The following is a 16,274-nucleotide window of genomic DNA, read 5'->3' on the forward strand; positions in this document are numbered from 1 at the left end:
ACCGAAATGCTCGGTCACGTTGCCGAAACGACCGGTCACGATGAACCGAAAATGGACTTGGTCACGATAGGCCGAAATCCTCGGTCACGATGCCGAAATCACCGGTCACGTTGGTCCGAAATACCCACGCGACAACGGTGTCGGGTTCGACATGGCCCAGGCACCCAAACTCTTCGGCCTCTTCCAGCGCTTGCATGGGGATGCAAGCGTTCCGGGGTTGGGTATCGGGTTGGCGATCTGCGCAAGGATCGTCGAGCGGCATGCCGGCCGAATCTGGGCTGATTCGCAGCCCGGCGCTGGGGCTACTTTCTGGATCAAGTTACCCAACCCTCGGTGACTGGCAACAGCTGCCGCCGCATCCAGCTTCGGGATTTACGAAGCATTCCTTCGATTAAGTTCGCTTCCTTCTGCCCAATTGTTACGGGAGACTTCAGGCGTTGCGTCTGAAGGAGAGTCAATGCGCACTCCACTGGCGCTACCCTGCGCCACCTGGTCACCGACGGCAAGGCAGCCCTTCACCAGGCGACAGAAAGCGCCTTCTTGATCGCCAGCTTGAGCTCAACTTGCTTCGCGCATCCTCATTGGAGATCAATCGTGAAGATCATTGTTTGGGGCGTGTTCGCCCTGATTGCTGTGTCGTGGACATCTGGCGCTGCGCTGCTCGCACAGCTCGCCCAGTGGTCCGCCCACGCTCTGGCGGGCGTTGGCGGTGTCTCCACGGGCGCCATTGCGGCGATCGCCGTTCCGCCGTGGCTGGCCCCCTGGATCGATACCGCCACCTGGACGGCATGGCAGCACGCGCTCGGCGCGGCACTGTCCAGCCTCTCCGCACTTCTGCCCAGCCTGGGCGACGTGGCTGGATGGCTCATCCCGCTCATCTGGATCGCCTGGGGGGTCGGACTGATCGTACTGCTGGGGCTGACTCTGACAGGCATCTGGATGATCCGCCGAGTCAAGTCAACCACCTCGATCAGGCCGCAATCGGTCTGAAAGCCTTCGAGCTTTGGCCTTTCGATCAACGCATATGGAGATCAATCGTGCGCAACTATCCCCGCAACAGTCCCTTGGCAGCTGGACGCGTGCTGGCGCTCATGCTGATAGCCGATGGCAACGTGTGCGCTTCGGAGATCCAGGTGCTCAAGCAGCTAAACGCCGAAGGACGACTGGGTCTGCCTCCAGGCGGACTCGACGTCGTCCTGCGCGATCTGTGCGAGGACCTCATGATGGGCGGCCAGTGCACCGGCTCTTTGCTGGCAAGCCTTGACGCCGAGGCACTGCGCAGCCTGATGGAGGAGGTGTCCAACCCGCAGTTGCGCGATGAGGTGATGTCGCTGGCTCAGGCCGCAGCGAGTGCCGATCAGCACTTCGCGGACGCCGAAGCGTTTGTGCTGGGCGCGGCCTGCCGGTACTGGTCGGTATCGCCGTCGCGCCTTCAACCCGCCACCGGCGGCGCGGCTTGACCTTTCCAGCTCAGGCCTCGTTGGCCTGCGCCAGCTTGCGAGCCAGGGGATGGTGCAGGCCACGGCGCGATCGGATGGCGTAGATGTCCTCGCGCACGTCCTCGCATTGAGCAAGCAGCCGCATGCCACGAAGCAGTAGCAAATCGCGCGCACCCAGGCGACTGACCGGGAACACCCCCAGGCCCTGTGCGGCAAAAACCGCCATCAGGGCGCTGTCCTCGAACTCGCCGGCAATGCGAGGACGCAATCCCTGCTGATCGAACCAACGATCCAGCGCGGAGCGCAAGACAGCATGACCGGTAGGCAGCAATACCGGCAACTGCGCCAGACATGCAGGGAAATCCTTGGTCGCGCCCCGCCCGACAAGCGCGCTCGGGCCGTACCAGTCCACAGGGGATGACGCAAGCCGTTCGCTGGCGAGCCGCAAATTGGGGTTGTGGGGCGCGGCCTGTCCCGCCAGCACCACGTCCAGGTGGTGCAGGGCCAGCTCGGACTGCAGCTGCTCGAATTCGCCCTCGTGAATGACGAGCCGCAGGTTTGGCGTCGCCAGCACTGGGCCCAGCAGGGCATGGGCGGCGAGCTTGGAGATGCCATCCGACAAGCCCACAGCCAGTCGCACCGCCTTGTGGCTGGCGGCCTCCTTCACTTCGCCTGGCAGGGCGTGGCCGATCCGGAAGATCTCCTCGGCGCGCGCGAAAGCGGTCTCGCCCGCCTCCGTGAGCACAAAGCCCCGGCCCTGCGGCTTGAGGAGCTGGTACCCAAGGGACTTCTCCAACTCCTTGACCTGCGCACTGATGGTCTGGACAGCCATATCCAGGCGTTCTGCGGCGCGGGTGAATCCGCCTTCCTTGGCCACGACCCAGAAGTAGTGCAGGTGGCGGTAGTTGAGTGTCATTGCACGCCTTGGTATTCATTGGTTCGGAAAAACCGAACCTGGCGTCACTTTAACTGCGCTTGGGCAGATCGCGTTGACCACCGACCATCGGTGCATCTGTTCAACACCGGGCACCCGACATGGATTCCACTTTCTGGCTGCTGTTGATCCTTGCATTCACCATGGCTTCTGTCGCGTGGCACGCACACCGCATCGGCAACGAGCGTCGAGATGTAGCGGCGCTGGGCGTGATTGCCGGAATGCTCGGACTGGGCTCAGGACTCGCGGCCATCCTCTGAGCGCAAGCGGTCCTGACAAGCCACCACCACAGACCTCCAACTGAGCCACATCAACATGGAACTCCTTACAACCCTCTGGCTGGGCATGCCAGTCTGGATCTGGTTCAGCTTCATTGCCGTCGTGCTGGCCGTCCTCGCCTTCGATCTCGGCGTGATGCATCGCGAGGCGCACGAGATCGGTGTACGCGAGAGCCTGAATATGTCGGCGCTCTATATCGGTCTGGGGTTGGCCTGGGCTGCGGTCGTCTACTGGATCTACCTCACTTACTCGGGCAGCAGCTCGATCGACCCGCAGATCGCTGCAGCCGCAACCCCGAGCGAGCGGGCCTGGACCGCAGTCCAGTTGTACGTCACTGGCTACTTGGTCGAGAAGACTCTGGCGCTGGACAACGTCTTCATCATCTCGATGATCTTCACGTACTTCGCCGTGCCGCGCGAGTACCAGCACCGGGTGCTCTTCTGGGGCATCCTGGGCGTCATCGTGCTGCGCGCGATCATGATCGGCCTGGGCGCGGCGCTGGTGATGGAGTTCGCTTGGGTAATGTACCTCTTCGCAGCGATCCTGATTGCCACGGGCATCAAGATGCTGGTGATGATGGACAGCAAGCCCGACATCTCGAACAACCCGGTGCTCAAGTTTCTGCGCAAGCACCTGCGGGTCACCGAGACGCTGCATGGTCAGGCGTTCCTGGTGCGCCAGCCCGACCCGAAGACCGGCAAGGCCGTGCTCTGGGTCACGCCGCTCTTCCTGTGTCTGGTGCTGGTCGAGATCGCTGACCTGGTGTTCGCAATCGACTCGGTCCCTGCCATCTTCGCGATCACCCCGGACGCCTTCATCGTCTACACCAGCAACATCTTCGCGATCCTGGGCTTGCGTGCGCTGTACTTCGCGTTGGCGGCTGTCGTACACCGCTTCCACTACCTGAAGTACGCGTTGGCCCTGGTCCTGATCTTCATCGGTGCCAAGATTTTCCTGGGCGACTGGCTGTTCGGCGGTAAGGTCCCTGCAGCGCTGAGCTTGTCGGTAACGGCGGGTCTGCTCGCGGGGGGCATCCTGTTCTCGCTGTGGAAGACCCACGATCGAAAACAAACTGCCATGCGGTAATGGTGAGCGTGATGCGGCGAGACACCCACTCGGAGTGATCTCGCATCACGCTTCGATCACGAGGTTCACGCTCGTGTCTGAGTCAGAGGCGCCAACATGACCCGACCCTGTTGCTCAAGGCTTGATCGATGTCGGCCCCATATGGTCCATCATCATCTGCATCATCGATTGCATCATCTCCATTCGCTTTTCCATCATCTGCTGGCGAGTAGCCATGTCCATGGGCGTTCCGGCAGGACCCATCTGCCCCATCGATGCCATCGCTCCCATGTTGGACATGCCACCCATACCGGGCATACCTCCTCCATGCCCGCCAGGGCCCATACCTTGCATCAGCGCCATGCCCTCCCGCATGAGTTTCATGTGCTCATCCATCAGCGCCTGACGCTCCTGCGGCGTTGTGGCACGCGACATCCGCTCGTGCATTTCGCGCATGGACTTCATGTGTGCATCCATCGTCGCCATGCGATCTTTGGGCGGCGCAGTGATGGTGGCGCCCGGTGGATGGTGGGCAGAGTGGTCGGCACCGCCGGCAACCGGTGGGTTCTGCGCGCAGGCGGTCAGTGTGATGGCCAGCGCACTGGCGATTGCGATCGAACGAAACAGGCTCATGATGAAACTCCTTTGAAAACTGGAACGGCAAACCGTCAATGCGGTTGTGTATGGCACCTTGGCACCCGGCCCAAGCGGCGGTTGACCAAAGCTGATGCCGAGGTCACGCGCAGTGCCTCCAGGCACGGGTGTTGACTTTGTGCGGGGCTAGCGCGTCAGCCGCAGGAACGCAATGGTCAAAGATGGGCCGGAAGACGGTGGATGCGCCGGCCAGTGCCTGCGAGGTTCATTCCGCCAGATTGCGATTGCTGGCCATGAGACATCCGCAGCTTGCAGAATCAACGTGGTAACCGTCGTATCAACAAGGCCCTTTTTGGTCTGCGCTTGGGCAACGACGCTGCGCTCCATCTCGCAAAAGTCTTCGCATGCGGCCAATGCATGGTCCGCAGCGGGCGACTGGCTTGCGCTGGTGGTCCCCTGCGCCGCTCCCGCCACCAGGTGATGCACCGCTCCATGGGCCAACTCACCAGGGGAACTCACCAGACACGCGTTGGCCCAGCTGGTCAAGACGGCCGATAGCCACACGAGCAACATCACCGACGCGATGCGGCGGGGTCGATGACGTCCAATGAGATGGTGCATGACAGAGCGGGCAACTGTTGCAAGTGATCCACCTGTTTCATGCTACTCACAACCGTGTTCAGGGAGTTGACCCACGTCAACAGAAGCCACCGTAAGCGTCAACGGAGACCACCTGGAGTCCCGGCGACGCCTATTTTCTTCAGCGACCCGATCGCAATCGCAACGCGTTTGCAATCACCGACGCCGAGCTCAGGCTCATGGCCAGCGCCGCAATCAGGGGCGAGAGCAGCCAACCGGTCACGGGGTACAGCACGCCGGCGGCCACCGGAACACCGAGCGCGTTGTAGAGGAACGCAAACAGCAGGTTCTGCTTCATGTTGGACACGGTGTCCTGCGATAGCGTGCGTGCCACCGCGATGCCCCGCAGATCGCCTTTGACCAGCGTGACTTGGGCGCTGTTCATGGCTACATCGGTGCCGGTGCCCATGGCGATGCCCACGTCGGCCTTGGCCAGCGCCGGTGCGTCGTTGATGCCGTCGCCCGCCATCGCCACCACGCGGCCCTCGGCCTGCAGGCGTTCGACCAGTTGCAGCTTGTCTGCGGGTTTGACTTCGCCGTGCACCTCGTCGATGCCCAGTTGTTCGCCGACCGCGCGTGCGGTGGTGAGGCCGTCACCCGTGGCCATGACGATGCGCAGGCCGGCGGACCGCAGCTGCGACAGCGCCTCCGGTGTCGATGCCTTGACCGGGTCCGACACGGCCAGCAGCCCGAACAGCCGCCCATCCACCGCTAGGTGCATCACGCTGGCCCCGCGCGAGCGCCATGCCTCTGCCACCAGGGCCAGCTCGCCAATCGACACGCCCACCTGCTCCATCAAGGCGGCGTTGCCCAATGCCAGTCGACGACCCGCGACGACCCCGCGCACGCCGATCCCGGAGCCTGATTCGAACGCTTCGGGCTTGTCCAGCGTGAGTCTACGATCGCGTGCGGCCCCCACGATGGCGTCGGCCAGGGGATGCTCGCTGCCCTGGTCCAGGCTGGCTGCGAGTCGCAGCACCTCGTCGGCATCGACGCCCTCGACGCCGATGGCCTGATCGAAGGCCGGCTTGCCCTCGGTCAGGGTGCCGGTCTTGTCGATGATCAGCGTGTCCACCTTGCGCAGGTTCTCGATGGCCGCGGCATCGCGGAACAACACGCCGCGCGTTGCCGCTTTGCCCGAGGCGACCATGATCGACATGGGCGTGGCCAGCCCCAACGCGCAAGGGCAGGCAATGATCAGCACGGCCACCGCGTTGATGAGCCCGAAAACCCAGCGCGGTTCCGGCCCGAACAAGCCCCAGACCAGCAGCGTGGCCAGCGCGATCAGCACCACCGTCACCACGAAGTAGCCCGCGACCACATCGGCCATGCGCTGCATCGGCGCTCGCGAGCGCTGGGCCTGCGCCACCATCTGCACGATTTGCGACAGCATGGTCGCCGCCCCCACCCGCTCGGCACGGATGATGAATGCTCCGCTGGTGTTGAGCGTCGCGCCAATGACCTTGTCCCCAGGGCGCTTGGTCACGGGCATCGGCTCGCCGGTCAGCATGGACTCGTCAACCGCACTGCTGCCCTCGACCACCACGCCGTCCACCGGCACCTTCTCGCCCGGCCGCACGCGCAGCCGATCGCCCACGTGGACATGGGCCAGCGGCACGTCTTCTTCCACCCCATCGTCGCGAATGCGGCGTGCGGTCCTGGGCGCCAGGCCCAGCAGCGACTTGATGGCCTCTGACGTCTGCGAACGCGCCCTGAGCTCCAGCACCTGGCCCAGCAAGGTGAGCGAAATGATCACCGCAGCCGCCTCGAAGTAGACCGCCACGCGCCCCATCGACACGAACGAATCCGGAAAGACGCCGGGCGCTACTGTGGCGATCACGCTGTAGACGAAGGCGGCGCCGGTGCCCAGGCCGATGAGCGTCCACATGTTCGGACTGCGGTTGACCACCGACGTCCACCCGCGTTCGAAGAAGGGCCAGCCCGCCCAGAGCACGATGGGCACACTGAGCACGAGTTCGATCCAGCTCTGCGTGGCCATGTCGAACCAGTTCAGACGATGACCGAACATGGCGAGCACGAAGACCGCCGCCGTCATCGGGAGCGACCACCAGAAGCGACGCTCGAAGTCGCGCAGTTCAGCGTTGTCGTCCCCCTCCAGTTCGGGTATCAGCGGCTCGAGCGACATGCCGCAGATCGGGCAACTGCCCGGAGCGTTGCGGCGAATCTCCGGGTGCATCGGGCAGGTATACACCGTGGCATCGGTCGCAGAAGCTGGGGCCTGCTGCGGTTGCACGGCGGGCGGCTGCTGCTTCGGATGGTGATGGTGCTGTTGATGATCGTGACTGTGATCGTGATCGTGCGAATGTTCGGCAGGCCCATTCATGGATATTCCCTCCGTGGAAGCAGCGTGGGGTACATCCCCACGGTGGCAGGTTGGCCGCCAGACAATGTACTGCTCAGTGCGTGCCGTGGTGCACGCGCACGCCCCGCATCCAAGCCATCAGATCGATGTGACCCGTGCCAGCGGCGGCGTGCTCGCTGTCTTTGGCGGCGCCTTTCTTCAGCGTCGGCCGGTGCCGCGGCTGGTGCTTGTCCAGACTGTGCTGTGACAGCGTGTCCAGGATGGCGCAATGCGGATGATCGTCGCCCTGGCAGGCCTGCACCAACTCCGACAGGCCGGCCATCATCTGCTCGATCTCGCGCCGTTTTTCGTCGAGGCTGGCGAGGTGGCGTTCGGCCACAGTCTTGACTTCGCGGCTGGAACGCTGGGAGTCACTCCACAGGCCGATGAGCTCTGCGATCTGGGGGATCGAGAAGCCCAGGTGGCGCGAACACCCGATGAAGCGAAGCAGCGAAACCTCGCGTTCACTGTAGAGGCGGTAGCCCGATTCGTTGCGATCAGCCTCGGGCAGCAGGCCAATGAGTTCGTAGTGGCGAATCATCTTGGGCGATACGCCCGCGGCCGCCGCCGCCTGGCCGATGTTCATGAGCGTGGTCATGGGGATCTCCGGAAAACGCATTACGGGGTGAAGCTTGAAGCTTCACCCCGTGGGAAGGTCAAGTGCCGGCCCGCGCCGGGCCGACCGGCGGACAGGCAGCGGGCGGGTAGCCCGATTCCGTCAGCGCCTCGACCAGCGCCGCGCGGTCTTCGCGGCTGCTGACCTGCACCTTGCAGCTGGCGATGTCGACCGAGACCTCGCACGCGGGGTCGACCAGCTTGACGGCTCGGATTCGGTCTTCGTAGGAATACATGAACTACCTCCAGGTAGTCCAAGTTTTTAGCCGCACCCCCAGATTCTGGGGATCTGAGATCAGCTCTACGAGTCGAAAATCCGATCGCGCTCGGCCATCTGCAGCGCGATCCCCTCGCGCTCTTTGGGGTCGACCTGGGCCTCATCGGCGAAGTCGACCCATCTGCGCACCGAACGGCTCACATCCTCCACCGTGGGGATCAAATCGGCGAGCAGACCGAAACGCTCTGCCACCACCCGAACATCCGAGAGGGTGATCCGGTCGAACTTGCCGTTCACCGACATCTGGTGCTGGCGCACCCACTGGCTGTCGGCGCGATAGGCGTGCGTGATGTCGTAGGCCGGGGCCAACTCCCACTGTCCGCCCTCGCGCAGCAAGAAGGAGAAGTTCTTGGTGTGGTCGTCGTTGTTGACGGCCAGCACGTTGAAGACCATTCGGCGCAGCAGTTGAGCCATGGCTTTGCGGCCAAGCTTGAGCGCCTGGGCGCTCTGCAGCAGCTGGTTGTAGCTGTGTGTGCCGACTTGCTTGTAGTCCAGGTGGTTCATGGCGCACAGGGTCTGCATGTGCAGCCGCTCATTGCCATCGCGGTCGAATCGCTTGGTCATGAAGTGCGCGCGGCCGTTTTCCCGCAGAAGCCGGGACGGCGACATGTCGATGCCCGCGTCCCGAGCCATCAGGTAGTAGGCGTACTCAATGCGGCCGTAGCTCTTGGACGGACCCAACACGTGGTCCTCGCCCATTCCGTCGAACTTGAGCAGCCAGGCCTCAAAGCCGTCAGGTATATCGAACTGGCCGGTGCGCACCTCTTCTGTGACGGGGTTCCACGCAATGGTGGCCTTCGCGCGCGCGCCGCCCGCGGAAGTGCCCACCTGGATGATCTGCTTGAGCGCGGTGATGGCATGGTCATCACCATCGAAGTCACCCTGCACCGCCTTTCGGGCCGACTCAACCAGCTTTCCCATGTCGATCGCCGTGGACTTGCTCGCGGAGGGGCCACGCAGCGGCCCGAAGGTGAGGGCCCCCATCCCGCGCTTTCCCATGTAGGCCAGGCGATCGAGCGCGCTCACCATGTCCTTGCTCAAGCCTCGCTCGGCCATCCAGGCATCGATGAGGGCATTGCCGAAGTCATCGGGCAGCGCATCGGCCAGCATCGCCGGCAAGCGCTTGTATGTCGCCTCGGGGAGATCCGTGAACAGGAAGGACTCGCTGGCTTGAGCAAGCGGCATCTGCAGCGGCGCCAACTCTATGCCTCGCTTGACCCAGGAGGGGTCGTGCTTGAATGCGTAGTAGTTCTTCGTGGGCTCCAGCGCAACTGCGCCAACCAGCTTTCCCCAGGCGCGAACCTCGACCGCCCGCACGGGGATGTAGGGGCTCTTGCGCGTGGGCTTGGATTTCGGTTTGGTAGTGGCCATGGGTTTCAGTTCTTGCGGTTGACGCCGTGCGACTTGCTCGCTCGTTGGCGCTGAGAGCCTTGACGCAGCATGTCCAGCGGGTTGATGGTCACGGGCGGCTTGAGAGTGGCCAGCCAATCAGCTCGGCCCAGGACCCTGAGCACCGAGACGAATGAGCCCAACGTCGCGCCCTCGCCAAGTTCCAGGCGACGCACCACATTGATTGAAACGCCGGCGTCCTTGGCCACGTCCTCCAGCGTGAGGTTCATGCGCAGCCGCTGCGAACGCAGTTGCTCCCCCAGTTCGAGCAGGAGTTCCTCGGTAGTATGAGTTGACTGCATAACAATCCGATAACGACAATTTATCCGCACAGTACACGAATAATTATCCGAAATCGAATTATAAACAGCAACAAGCATCACACAATCACCATCACCAAAACTATCCAAAAACAGACAACAATCGGCAGAACGAGACTACAACTATCCAATATCGGATGTTTATGGAACATCAGAACGAGCCGATGGGCGAATACCCCTCGACAACACCGCGCCTGGACCCACAAATCACGGGCAACGTGGGCCTGTACTACTGCTGCTATCGCCTCTCGCTGATGGGCTGGAACGTCATGCCGACAGCGCGCAACGCCCGCGGCGTGGACGTGATCGCCTACGACCAAGTCGCCAGCCGCATGATCAGCATCCAGGTGAAAGCGCTCAGCGCCCGAGCAGCCGTGCCGTTGGGCACCTCGCTGGACAAGGTGATGGGCCAGTACTGGGTGATCCTCAACCGGGTGGCCACCGCGCCTACTGCCTTCATCCTTGAGCCGGCTGAGGTCAAGGCGCTGGCCAAGTGCAACGTCAAGGATGGCAAATCGACCTACTGGCTCGATCCGCCCAAGTACGAGCGCGACGAGTTTCGTGAGGCCTGGAGGCGCATCGGCAAGGCCTCGCCCGCTACAGGGCTGTAGCACTCCCTGTTGATTCATTTCCAAACCTGGGCCATTTCGGGACGCGTTCACGTTGAAATCTGAGCCACGTTGCCGCTCTATCGTGCTGAATTTTTCAGCGCGGGGGAGCAGGAGTGATCAACGTGAGCACATTGAGCAAGTTGCGCCGCCTCGTGCTGAGGCAGAACGTGTCGGTGCGCGAGGCCAGCCGCAGGCTGGGCATCTCGCGCAATACAGCCACCAAATGGCTCAAGGACGGGCAGATGGTCGAGCCCCGATACCCGCAGCGGGTTTCGGGCCCCAGCATCCTGGATCCGTACAAGGAGCAGTTGAGCCAATGGCTCAAGGCCGATAGCCATCGCAGCAAACGCGATCGGCGCGGGATCAAGGCGATGTTTGAAGCGCTGCGGGCGCAGGGCTACAGCGGCAGCCGGGGGCCGGTGTACGCCTTTGCCCAGCGCTGGCAGCAAGAACAAGGCAACGCGGCACGCGGCGCGGGGTTTGTGCCGCTGAGCTTCGAGCCGGGCGAGGCATTCCAGTTCGACTGGAGCTGCGAGTACCTGTTCATCGGTGGGCTGCGCCGCCGCTTGGAGGTGGCACACACCAAGCTGGCGGCCAGTCGCGCCTTCTGCTTGGTGGCGTACTACAGCCAGGCGCACGAGATGCTGTTCGATGCACACGCGCGGGCGTTCGCTCTCTTTGGTGGCGTGCCCCGCCGGGGCATCTACGACAACATGAGGACCGCGGTCGACAAGGTCGGCCAGGGCAAGCAGCGCAGCGTCAACGCGCGCTTCGAGGCCATGACCGGGCACTACCTGTTCGAGCCGGAGTTCTGCAACCGGGCCGCCGGCTGGGAGAAGGGAGTCGTCGAGAAGAACGTTCAGGATCGACGCAAGGACATCTGGCGCGAGGCCAGTGAGCGGCGCTGGGGATCGCTTGATGAGCTCACCGCGGCGGTGATGGAGTCGAACAACAGATCACCCGCCACCGTTCGCACGGAAAGCGACATCGCCTCGTGTCCGGCCAGGAAGGCGGCGAGGTGCTGTTGCAGGTCGTGGGCCGCGCCGGCCGGCGCGGGCCGCGCGAGCTCCTGGCGGACGATCGCACTCTTGACCTGCAGCAGGTCTGCCTGGCGCGCCTCCAGCGTCCATGCGTTGACGGCCACGACAGCGGCCGCCACTGCGAGGGCGCCCACCAGCCCCTGCAGCCCCAGCCAAAGCGAGAGCGTCCCCCCGAGCGAAGGTGACGGCGGGGCCCTTGGCCGGGGTGCAGCGGCGCTCACTCCGTTCGCTCCTCCAGCACGTAGCCCATGCCGCGCACGGTGTGCAGCAGCCGCCGCTGGAACGGGTCGTCGAGCTTGATCCGCAGGCACCTCACGGCGACGTCTACGACATTGGTGTCGCTGTCGAAGTTGATGTCCCACACCTGCTCGGCCAGTTCCGTGCGCGACAGCACCTCGCCGCGGCGGCGCAGGAAAAGGACCAGCAGATTGAACTCCTTGGCCGTCAGTGGCAGGGTCCGACCGCTGCGCGTGGCGCGCCTGCGCGGCAGGTCGAGCTCCAGGTCGGCCATGCGCAGGACGGTCGGCTCGATGTCGCACCGCTTGGTCCCGCGGCGCAGCAGGGCCTGGACCCGGGCCAGCAACTCCCCGAAGGAGAAGGGCTTGCCGAGGTAGTCGTCGGCGCCCGCCGTCAGGCCGCGGATCCGGTCCTCGACAGCGTCGCGCGCGGTCAACATCAGGACCGGCACCGACCGCTGCGCACGCAGGTCCGCCAGGACCTCGAAGCCATCCTTGCCGGGGAGCATCACGTCCAGCACGACGAGGTCGTACGTGCCTTCGCTGGCCAGGTGGGCGCCATCGACGCCGTTGTCGGCGACGTCGACGGTGTACCCGCTCTCGGTGAGGCCCTTCCGCAGGTAGGCGCCCAGGCGGCGCTCGTCCTCGACGACCAGGATGCGCACGGCAGCGCGTTCTCAGGCCCGTGACCGGCGACGGCGATGGGCGGTCAGTTGACGGCGATCTTGCCGACCATGCCGGCTTCCTTGTGGCCGGGCACCAGGCAGGCGAAGGCGAAGGTGCCGGCCTTGTCGAAGGTCCAGACGATGCCGCCGCGCTTGCCGGGTTCCAGGTTGATCTGGTTCGGCTCGGCGTGCTTCATGCCGGGCATCTTCTTCATCATCTCGGCGTGCTCGTCGAGCTCGGCCTGGCTGCCGATGACCATCTCGTGCGGGACCTTGCCCTTGTTGACGACGAAGAAGCGGATCGTCTCGCCGGCCTTGACGCTGATCTCCGACGGCGTGAAGCGCATGTTGTCGTCCATCTCCACCGGCACCGTGCGGGTCACCTGGGCCGGGTCGCCGGGCTTGCCGGCGGCCGAGTCGTGGCCGCCCATGGCGCCGCCGCCGTGCATGCCCTGCATGCCCTTGTGCATGTCGGCCATGTCCTTGCCATGGCCGCCGCCATGTTCACCGGCGGCCAGCGCCACCAGCGGCGCGGCCAGGGTGGCGGTCAGCAGGCGTTTGATCGTGCGTGTCTTCATGTTCGTGTCCTGGTCGATGGGGTTGGGTGGGGTGAGGGGGGTCGAAACGTGTCAGAACCAGAAGCGAACGCCGGCCACGACGCGGGTGTCGCGCGTGGGGCGGCCGTCGGCCCGTGCGATGTCGGCGGTCTCGCCGAAGCGGCCGGCCCATTCGACGCCCACGTAGGGCGCGAACTGGCGCGTGAACTCGTAGCGCAGGCGCAGGCCGGCGCTGACGCTGGACAGGCCCTTGCCGATCTCGTTGGCCGGGTCGCTCTTGCCGTAGGCGGCCAGTTCCACGCTCGGCTGCAGGATCAGCTTCTGGGTCAGCAGGAGCTCGTACTCGGCGCTCAGACGCAGCGCGGTCCGGCCACCGTCACCGACGTAGGCGGTGGCGTCGACCTCGAACCAGTAGGGCGCCAGGCCCTCGATGCCGAACGCCAGCCAGTTGCGTGCCGGGCCGGGGCCGGTGTCGTGGCGCAGGCCGAGCTGGCCGTCCCAGTAGCCGGCGATCGCGCGGCTCCAGAGCGCTTCGGTGCGGGACTCCTCGAGCTTCCCGCCGGCGATCTCGCCCTCGGCCTTGATGACCAGGCGGTTGTAGTCGCGCCCGTAGCGGGCCATCAGGTCGTAGGCGCCGGTCGTCTGGCCATCGCTGCGCTGCGCCTCGAACTTGTCGGCCAGGAAGAAGCCCGTGCTCTGCTCGTCGCCCAGGCGCAGCAGCCGTTCCTTCGAGATCAGGTAGGGCCCGGTGGTGAGGGTGTGGCCGCCGGCGTAGGCATGCGGGTCGCGCGCATCGGGCGGCGCCGAGCCGCCCTGCATCTGCATGTCCCCATGGTCCATGGCCGCCATCGGCGCAGGCGGCTTGGGCTTGGCGGCGTTGTCCGCGCTCGCCGATGCGGCGGGCGGCGCGCTGCTGCCGTGACCGGCGTGACCCGCCGATTGCGCCAGCACGGGTCCGGCGGTCAGCGCCGCGGTCAGCGCGGCGATCTTCAGTGTCGTGGGAAGGGTCAAGGTTCGTCCTGGTGTTCGTTGGGAGCCGGTGAGGGGGCGGTACATGGCCTGGTTCACGAGATGACCACCTCGCGGAACATACCCTCGTGCATGTGCAGCATCAGGTGGCAGTGCCAGGCCCAGCGGCCCATCGCGTCGGCGGTGACGAGGAAGCTCACGCGCTGCGCCGGTTGCACCGGGATCGTGTGCCGGCGGGCCTGGAAGGCACCATCCGGCGTCTCCAGCTCGCTCCACACGCCGTGCAGGTGCATCGGGTGGGTCATCATCGTGTCGTTGTGCAGGATGATCCGCACGCGCTCGCCGTAGCTCATGCTCACCGGCGTCGACGAACCGAAGGCCAGCCCGTCGATGGACCAGGTGTAGCGCTCCATGTTGCCGGTGAGGTGCAGTTCGATCTCGCGCTCGGCGCCGCGCGGGTCCAGCGGCCCGCCGACGGTGTGCAGGTCCGCCAGCGTCAGCACGCGCCGGCCGTTGTCGCGCAGGCCGATGCCCGGGTCGTCGAGGTTGGTACGCGCCATGTCCACGCGCATGTCGACACTGGGGCCGTACTCGGTGCGCGCGTGGCGCGCGGTGGTGCTCGGGCGCGCCAGCGGGTTGGCCGGTGCGGCGCCGTGCCCCATGGCGGCATGGTCCATGCCGGACATCTTCGAGTGGTCCATCCCGGCCATGCCACCGTGGTTCATGCCCGACATGCCTGGCATCTTCGAGTGATCCATGCCGGCCATGCCGCCATGGTTCATCCCGGACATCGCGCCGTGGCCCATGCCAGCCATGGCACCGTGGTCCATGGATCCCATCATGTCGCCCATGGTCAGCCAGGTCACCGGATCCGGCTGGGGCACGGGGGCCTGCAGACCGTCGCGCACGGCCAGCGTGCCGCGCGCATAGCCGGTGCGCTCCATCGACTGCGCGAAGATCGTGTACGCCTCGTCCTTCGGCTGCACGATCACGTCGTAGGTCTCGCCGGGACCGAAGCGGAACTCGTCCACCGTCACCGGCTCGACGTCGACGCCGTCGGCCTGCACGACGCTGAGCTTCAGGCCCGGGATGCGCACGTCGTAGAAGGTGTTGGCCGCGCCGTTGATGAAGCGCAGCCGCACGCGCTCGCCGGGCTTGAAAAGGCCGGTCCAGTTGCCAGCCGGCGTGGTGCCGTTGGTCAGGTAGGTGAGCGTGCGTGCCGACAGGTCGCCCAGGTCGGTCGGGCTCATGCGCATCTGGTTCCACATGCGGCGCTTGTCGAGCGCGGCACCCAGGCCGTTGGCCGAGACGTCGCGGAAGAAATCCATCGCCGTCGGCTCGTTGAGGTTGTAGTAGTCGCCCTGGGCCTTGAGCTTGTGCAGCACGCCCAGCGGCTCGTCGGTCCAGTCCGACAGCAGCACGACGTGGTCACGCTGCGCCCGCGCCGCGCCACCGTCGCGCGGGTCGATGACGATCGCGCCGTACATGCCGGTCTGCTCCTGCATGCCGGAGTGCGAGTGGTACCAGTAGGTGCCGCTCTGCTCGACCTTGAAGCGGTAGGTGAAGGTCGCCCCCGGCGGGATGCCGGCGAAGCTGATGCCGGGCACGCCGTCCATCTGGTAGGGCAGGATGATCCCGTGCCAGTGGATCGAAGTCGCCTCGCGCAGGCGGTTGGTGACGCGGATCGTGACCTCGTCGCCCTCGCGCCAGCGCAAGGTCGGCGCCGGGATCGAGCCGTTGATGGCGGTGGCCAGGCGCGGAGTGCCAGTGAAATTCACCGGCAGTTCGGCGATTTCCAGATTGAATTCGGTGCCGGACAGCACGGGGGTGGCACGGCGCGCGGCGGCGTCGGCGGCGGCACGGGCCGGCGTCAGCAGCGGCGACAGCCCGGCCAGCACGCCGCCGGCGGCCAGACCCTGGACGAAACGGCGGCGCGGCAGTGCAGCGAGGGACGATCGAGTGGTCATGCGGTTCTTCTGCGGGTGGTCATCAACGGGCCGGAGTCTGCAAATCCGCAACGAACGAAGCCATGACGCCTTCATTACGATCACGTCATGTTGCGCATTCCACTGATGGCGGACAGTGATTCCATTTCCATCGCGGACAGCGTTCCAGGCGATGGCGGACACGTTGCACAGGTGTCCTGAGTGACGCTCAAATCGTAGCCGAAGTGTCCGCCATCAGCGTGGAACGGCGGTCGGCGTGGCCGGCTCAAGTGGCCTTGGCCAGCTTTCTCATCGACTCGCCCTTGAGGACTATCTTGTGCGAGCCGTGAACGATGCG

At 65.0% G+C, this 16,274-nt stretch carries 19 protein-coding genes; 7 read left to right on the top strand and 12 right to left on the bottom strand.

All coding sequences use genetic code 11. The features are described 5' to 3' along the window. Positions 1-61: 61 nt before the first annotated feature. On the bottom strand, positions 62-196 hold the full coding sequence (locus M3149_RS23085) for a hypothetical protein (RefSeq protein ID WP_285887433.1): 135 nt from the start codon (positions 194-196) through the stop codon (positions 62-64). Here M3149_RS23085 and M3149_RS21630 point away from each other — a divergent pair. The 3 genes from M3149_RS21630 to M3149_RS21640 all read left to right on the top strand — a co-directional run bounded on the left by M3149_RS21630 (position 152) and on the right by M3149_RS21640 (position 1,460). Continuing rightward, entirely contained in the window at positions 152-337 is a 186-nt protein-coding gene (locus tag M3149_RS21630; protein ID WP_251711447.1) for an ATP-binding protein, read from the top strand. The two genes, M3149_RS23085 and M3149_RS21630, sit on opposite strands and share 45 nt — an antisense overlap. Before the next feature lie 257 nt (positions 338-594). Then, positions 595-990: a hypothetical protein gene (locus M3149_RS21635; protein ID WP_251711448.1), complete on the top strand. Its 396-nt coding sequence runs from the start codon at positions 595-597 to the stop codon at positions 988-990. 47 nt (positions 991-1,037) lie between these two features. Then, positions 1,038-1,460 carry a TerB family tellurite resistance protein gene (locus tag M3149_RS21640; RefSeq protein ID WP_251711449.1) on the top strand — a complete coding sequence of 141 codons (423 nt, stop codon included), beginning with the start codon at positions 1,038-1,040 and terminating at the stop codon, positions 1,458-1,460. Positions 1,461-1,470: 10 nt separating this feature from the next. Here M3149_RS21640 and M3149_RS21645 read toward each other — a convergent pair whose 3' ends face one another. Next, on the bottom strand, positions 1,471-2,355 hold the full coding sequence (locus M3149_RS21645; protein WP_251711450.1) for a LysR family transcriptional regulator: 885 nt from the start codon (positions 2,353-2,355) through the stop codon (positions 1,471-1,473). 119 nt (positions 2,356-2,474) lie between these two features. Between M3149_RS21645 and M3149_RS21650 the strand changes: the two genes are divergently transcribed. Next, on the top strand, positions 2,475-2,633 hold the full coding sequence (locus M3149_RS21650; protein WP_251711451.1) for a hypothetical protein: 159 nt from the start codon (positions 2,475-2,477) through the stop codon (positions 2,631-2,633). A gap of 55 nt (positions 2,634-2,688) precedes the next feature. Then, positions 2,689-3,738 (top strand): TerC family protein, encoded by a 1,050-nt coding sequence (locus M3149_RS21655; protein WP_251711452.1) that lies wholly within the window; start codon positions 2,689-2,691, stop codon positions 3,736-3,738. A 114-nt stretch (positions 3,739-3,852) separates the two neighbouring features. Here the strand turns inward: M3149_RS21655 and M3149_RS21660 are convergent, their stop codons facing one another. The 6 genes from M3149_RS21660 to M3149_RS21685 form a co-directional block, all read right to left on the bottom strand. Beyond that, positions 3,853-4,350: a hypothetical protein gene (locus M3149_RS21660; RefSeq protein WP_251711453.1), complete on the bottom strand. Its 498-nt coding sequence runs from the start codon at positions 4,348-4,350 to the stop codon at positions 3,853-3,855. 721 nt (positions 4,351-5,071) lie between these two features. Further along, positions 5,072-7,294, bottom strand: a complete 2,223-nt coding sequence (locus M3149_RS21665; protein WP_285887424.1) for a copper-transporting P-type ATPase — start codon at positions 7,292-7,294, stop codon at positions 5,072-5,074. Between the two features lie 73 nt (positions 7,295-7,367). Further along, on the bottom strand, positions 7,368-7,910 hold the full coding sequence (locus M3149_RS21670; protein WP_353056833.1) for a MerR family DNA-binding protein: 543 nt from the start codon (positions 7,908-7,910) through the stop codon (positions 7,368-7,370). Between the two features lie 58 nt (positions 7,911-7,968). Then, the gene (locus M3149_RS21675; protein WP_251711455.1) at positions 7,969-8,163 is read right to left on the bottom strand and encodes a copper chaperone; all 195 of its coding nucleotides are present in this window, start codon (positions 8,161-8,163) and stop codon (positions 7,969-7,971) included. Positions 8,164-8,228: 65 nt separating this feature from the next. Further along, the gene (locus M3149_RS21680) at positions 8,229-9,575 is read right to left on the bottom strand and encodes a type II toxin-antitoxin system HipA family toxin (RefSeq protein WP_251711456.1); all 1,347 of its coding nucleotides are present in this window, start codon (positions 9,573-9,575) and stop codon (positions 8,229-8,231) included. Positions 9,576-9,580: 5 nt separating this feature from the next. Beyond that, positions 9,581-9,895 carry a helix-turn-helix domain-containing protein gene (locus tag M3149_RS21685; RefSeq protein WP_251711457.1) on the bottom strand — a complete coding sequence of 105 codons (315 nt, stop codon included), beginning with the start codon at positions 9,893-9,895 and terminating at the stop codon, positions 9,581-9,583. Positions 9,896-10,056: 161 nt separating this feature from the next. Between M3149_RS21685 and M3149_RS21690 the strand changes: the two genes are divergently transcribed. After that, entirely contained in the window at positions 10,057-10,524 is a 468-nt protein-coding gene (locus tag M3149_RS21690) for a hypothetical protein (RefSeq protein WP_251711458.1), read from the top strand. A 152-nt stretch (positions 10,525-10,676) separates the two neighbouring features. Next, complete coding sequence (gene istA / locus M3149_RS23090; RefSeq protein ID WP_353056834.1) at positions 10,677-11,864, top strand: IS21 family transposase; 1,188 nt, start codon at positions 10,677-10,679, stop codon at positions 11,862-11,864. Here istA and M3149_RS21700 read toward each other — a convergent pair. The 4 genes from M3149_RS21700 to M3149_RS21715 are packed head-to-tail and all read right to left on the bottom strand — an operon-like array spanning position 11,782 to position 15,958. After that, the gene (locus M3149_RS21700) at positions 11,782-12,465 is read right to left on the bottom strand and encodes a heavy metal response regulator transcription factor (protein ID WP_251711459.1); all 684 of its coding nucleotides are present in this window, start codon (positions 12,463-12,465) and stop codon (positions 11,782-11,784) included. The genes istA and M3149_RS21700 overlap by 83 nt on opposite strands. 44 nt (positions 12,466-12,509) lie before the next feature. Continuing rightward, positions 12,510-13,043 carry a cupredoxin domain-containing protein gene (locus M3149_RS21705; protein WP_128199402.1) on the bottom strand — a complete coding sequence of 178 codons (534 nt, stop codon included), beginning with the start codon at positions 13,041-13,043 and terminating at the stop codon, positions 12,510-12,512. A gap of 51 nt (positions 13,044-13,094) precedes the next feature. Beyond that, complete coding sequence (locus M3149_RS21710; RefSeq protein ID WP_128199401.1) at positions 13,095-14,078, bottom strand: copper resistance protein B; 984 nt, start codon at positions 14,076-14,078, stop codon at positions 13,095-13,097. An 8-nt stretch (positions 14,079-14,086) separates the two neighbouring features. Beyond that, positions 14,087-15,958: a copper resistance system multicopper oxidase gene (locus M3149_RS21715; protein ID WP_128199400.1), complete on the bottom strand. Its 1,872-nt coding sequence runs from the start codon at positions 15,956-15,958 to the stop codon at positions 14,087-14,089. Between the last annotated feature and the right edge of the window lie 316 nt (positions 15,959-16,274).

It is taken from the genome of Hydrogenophaga intermedia, from assembly GCF_023715105.1.
GTDB lineage: Bacteria > Pseudomonadota > Gammaproteobacteria > Burkholderiales > Burkholderiaceae_C > Hydrogenophaga > Hydrogenophaga intermedia_A.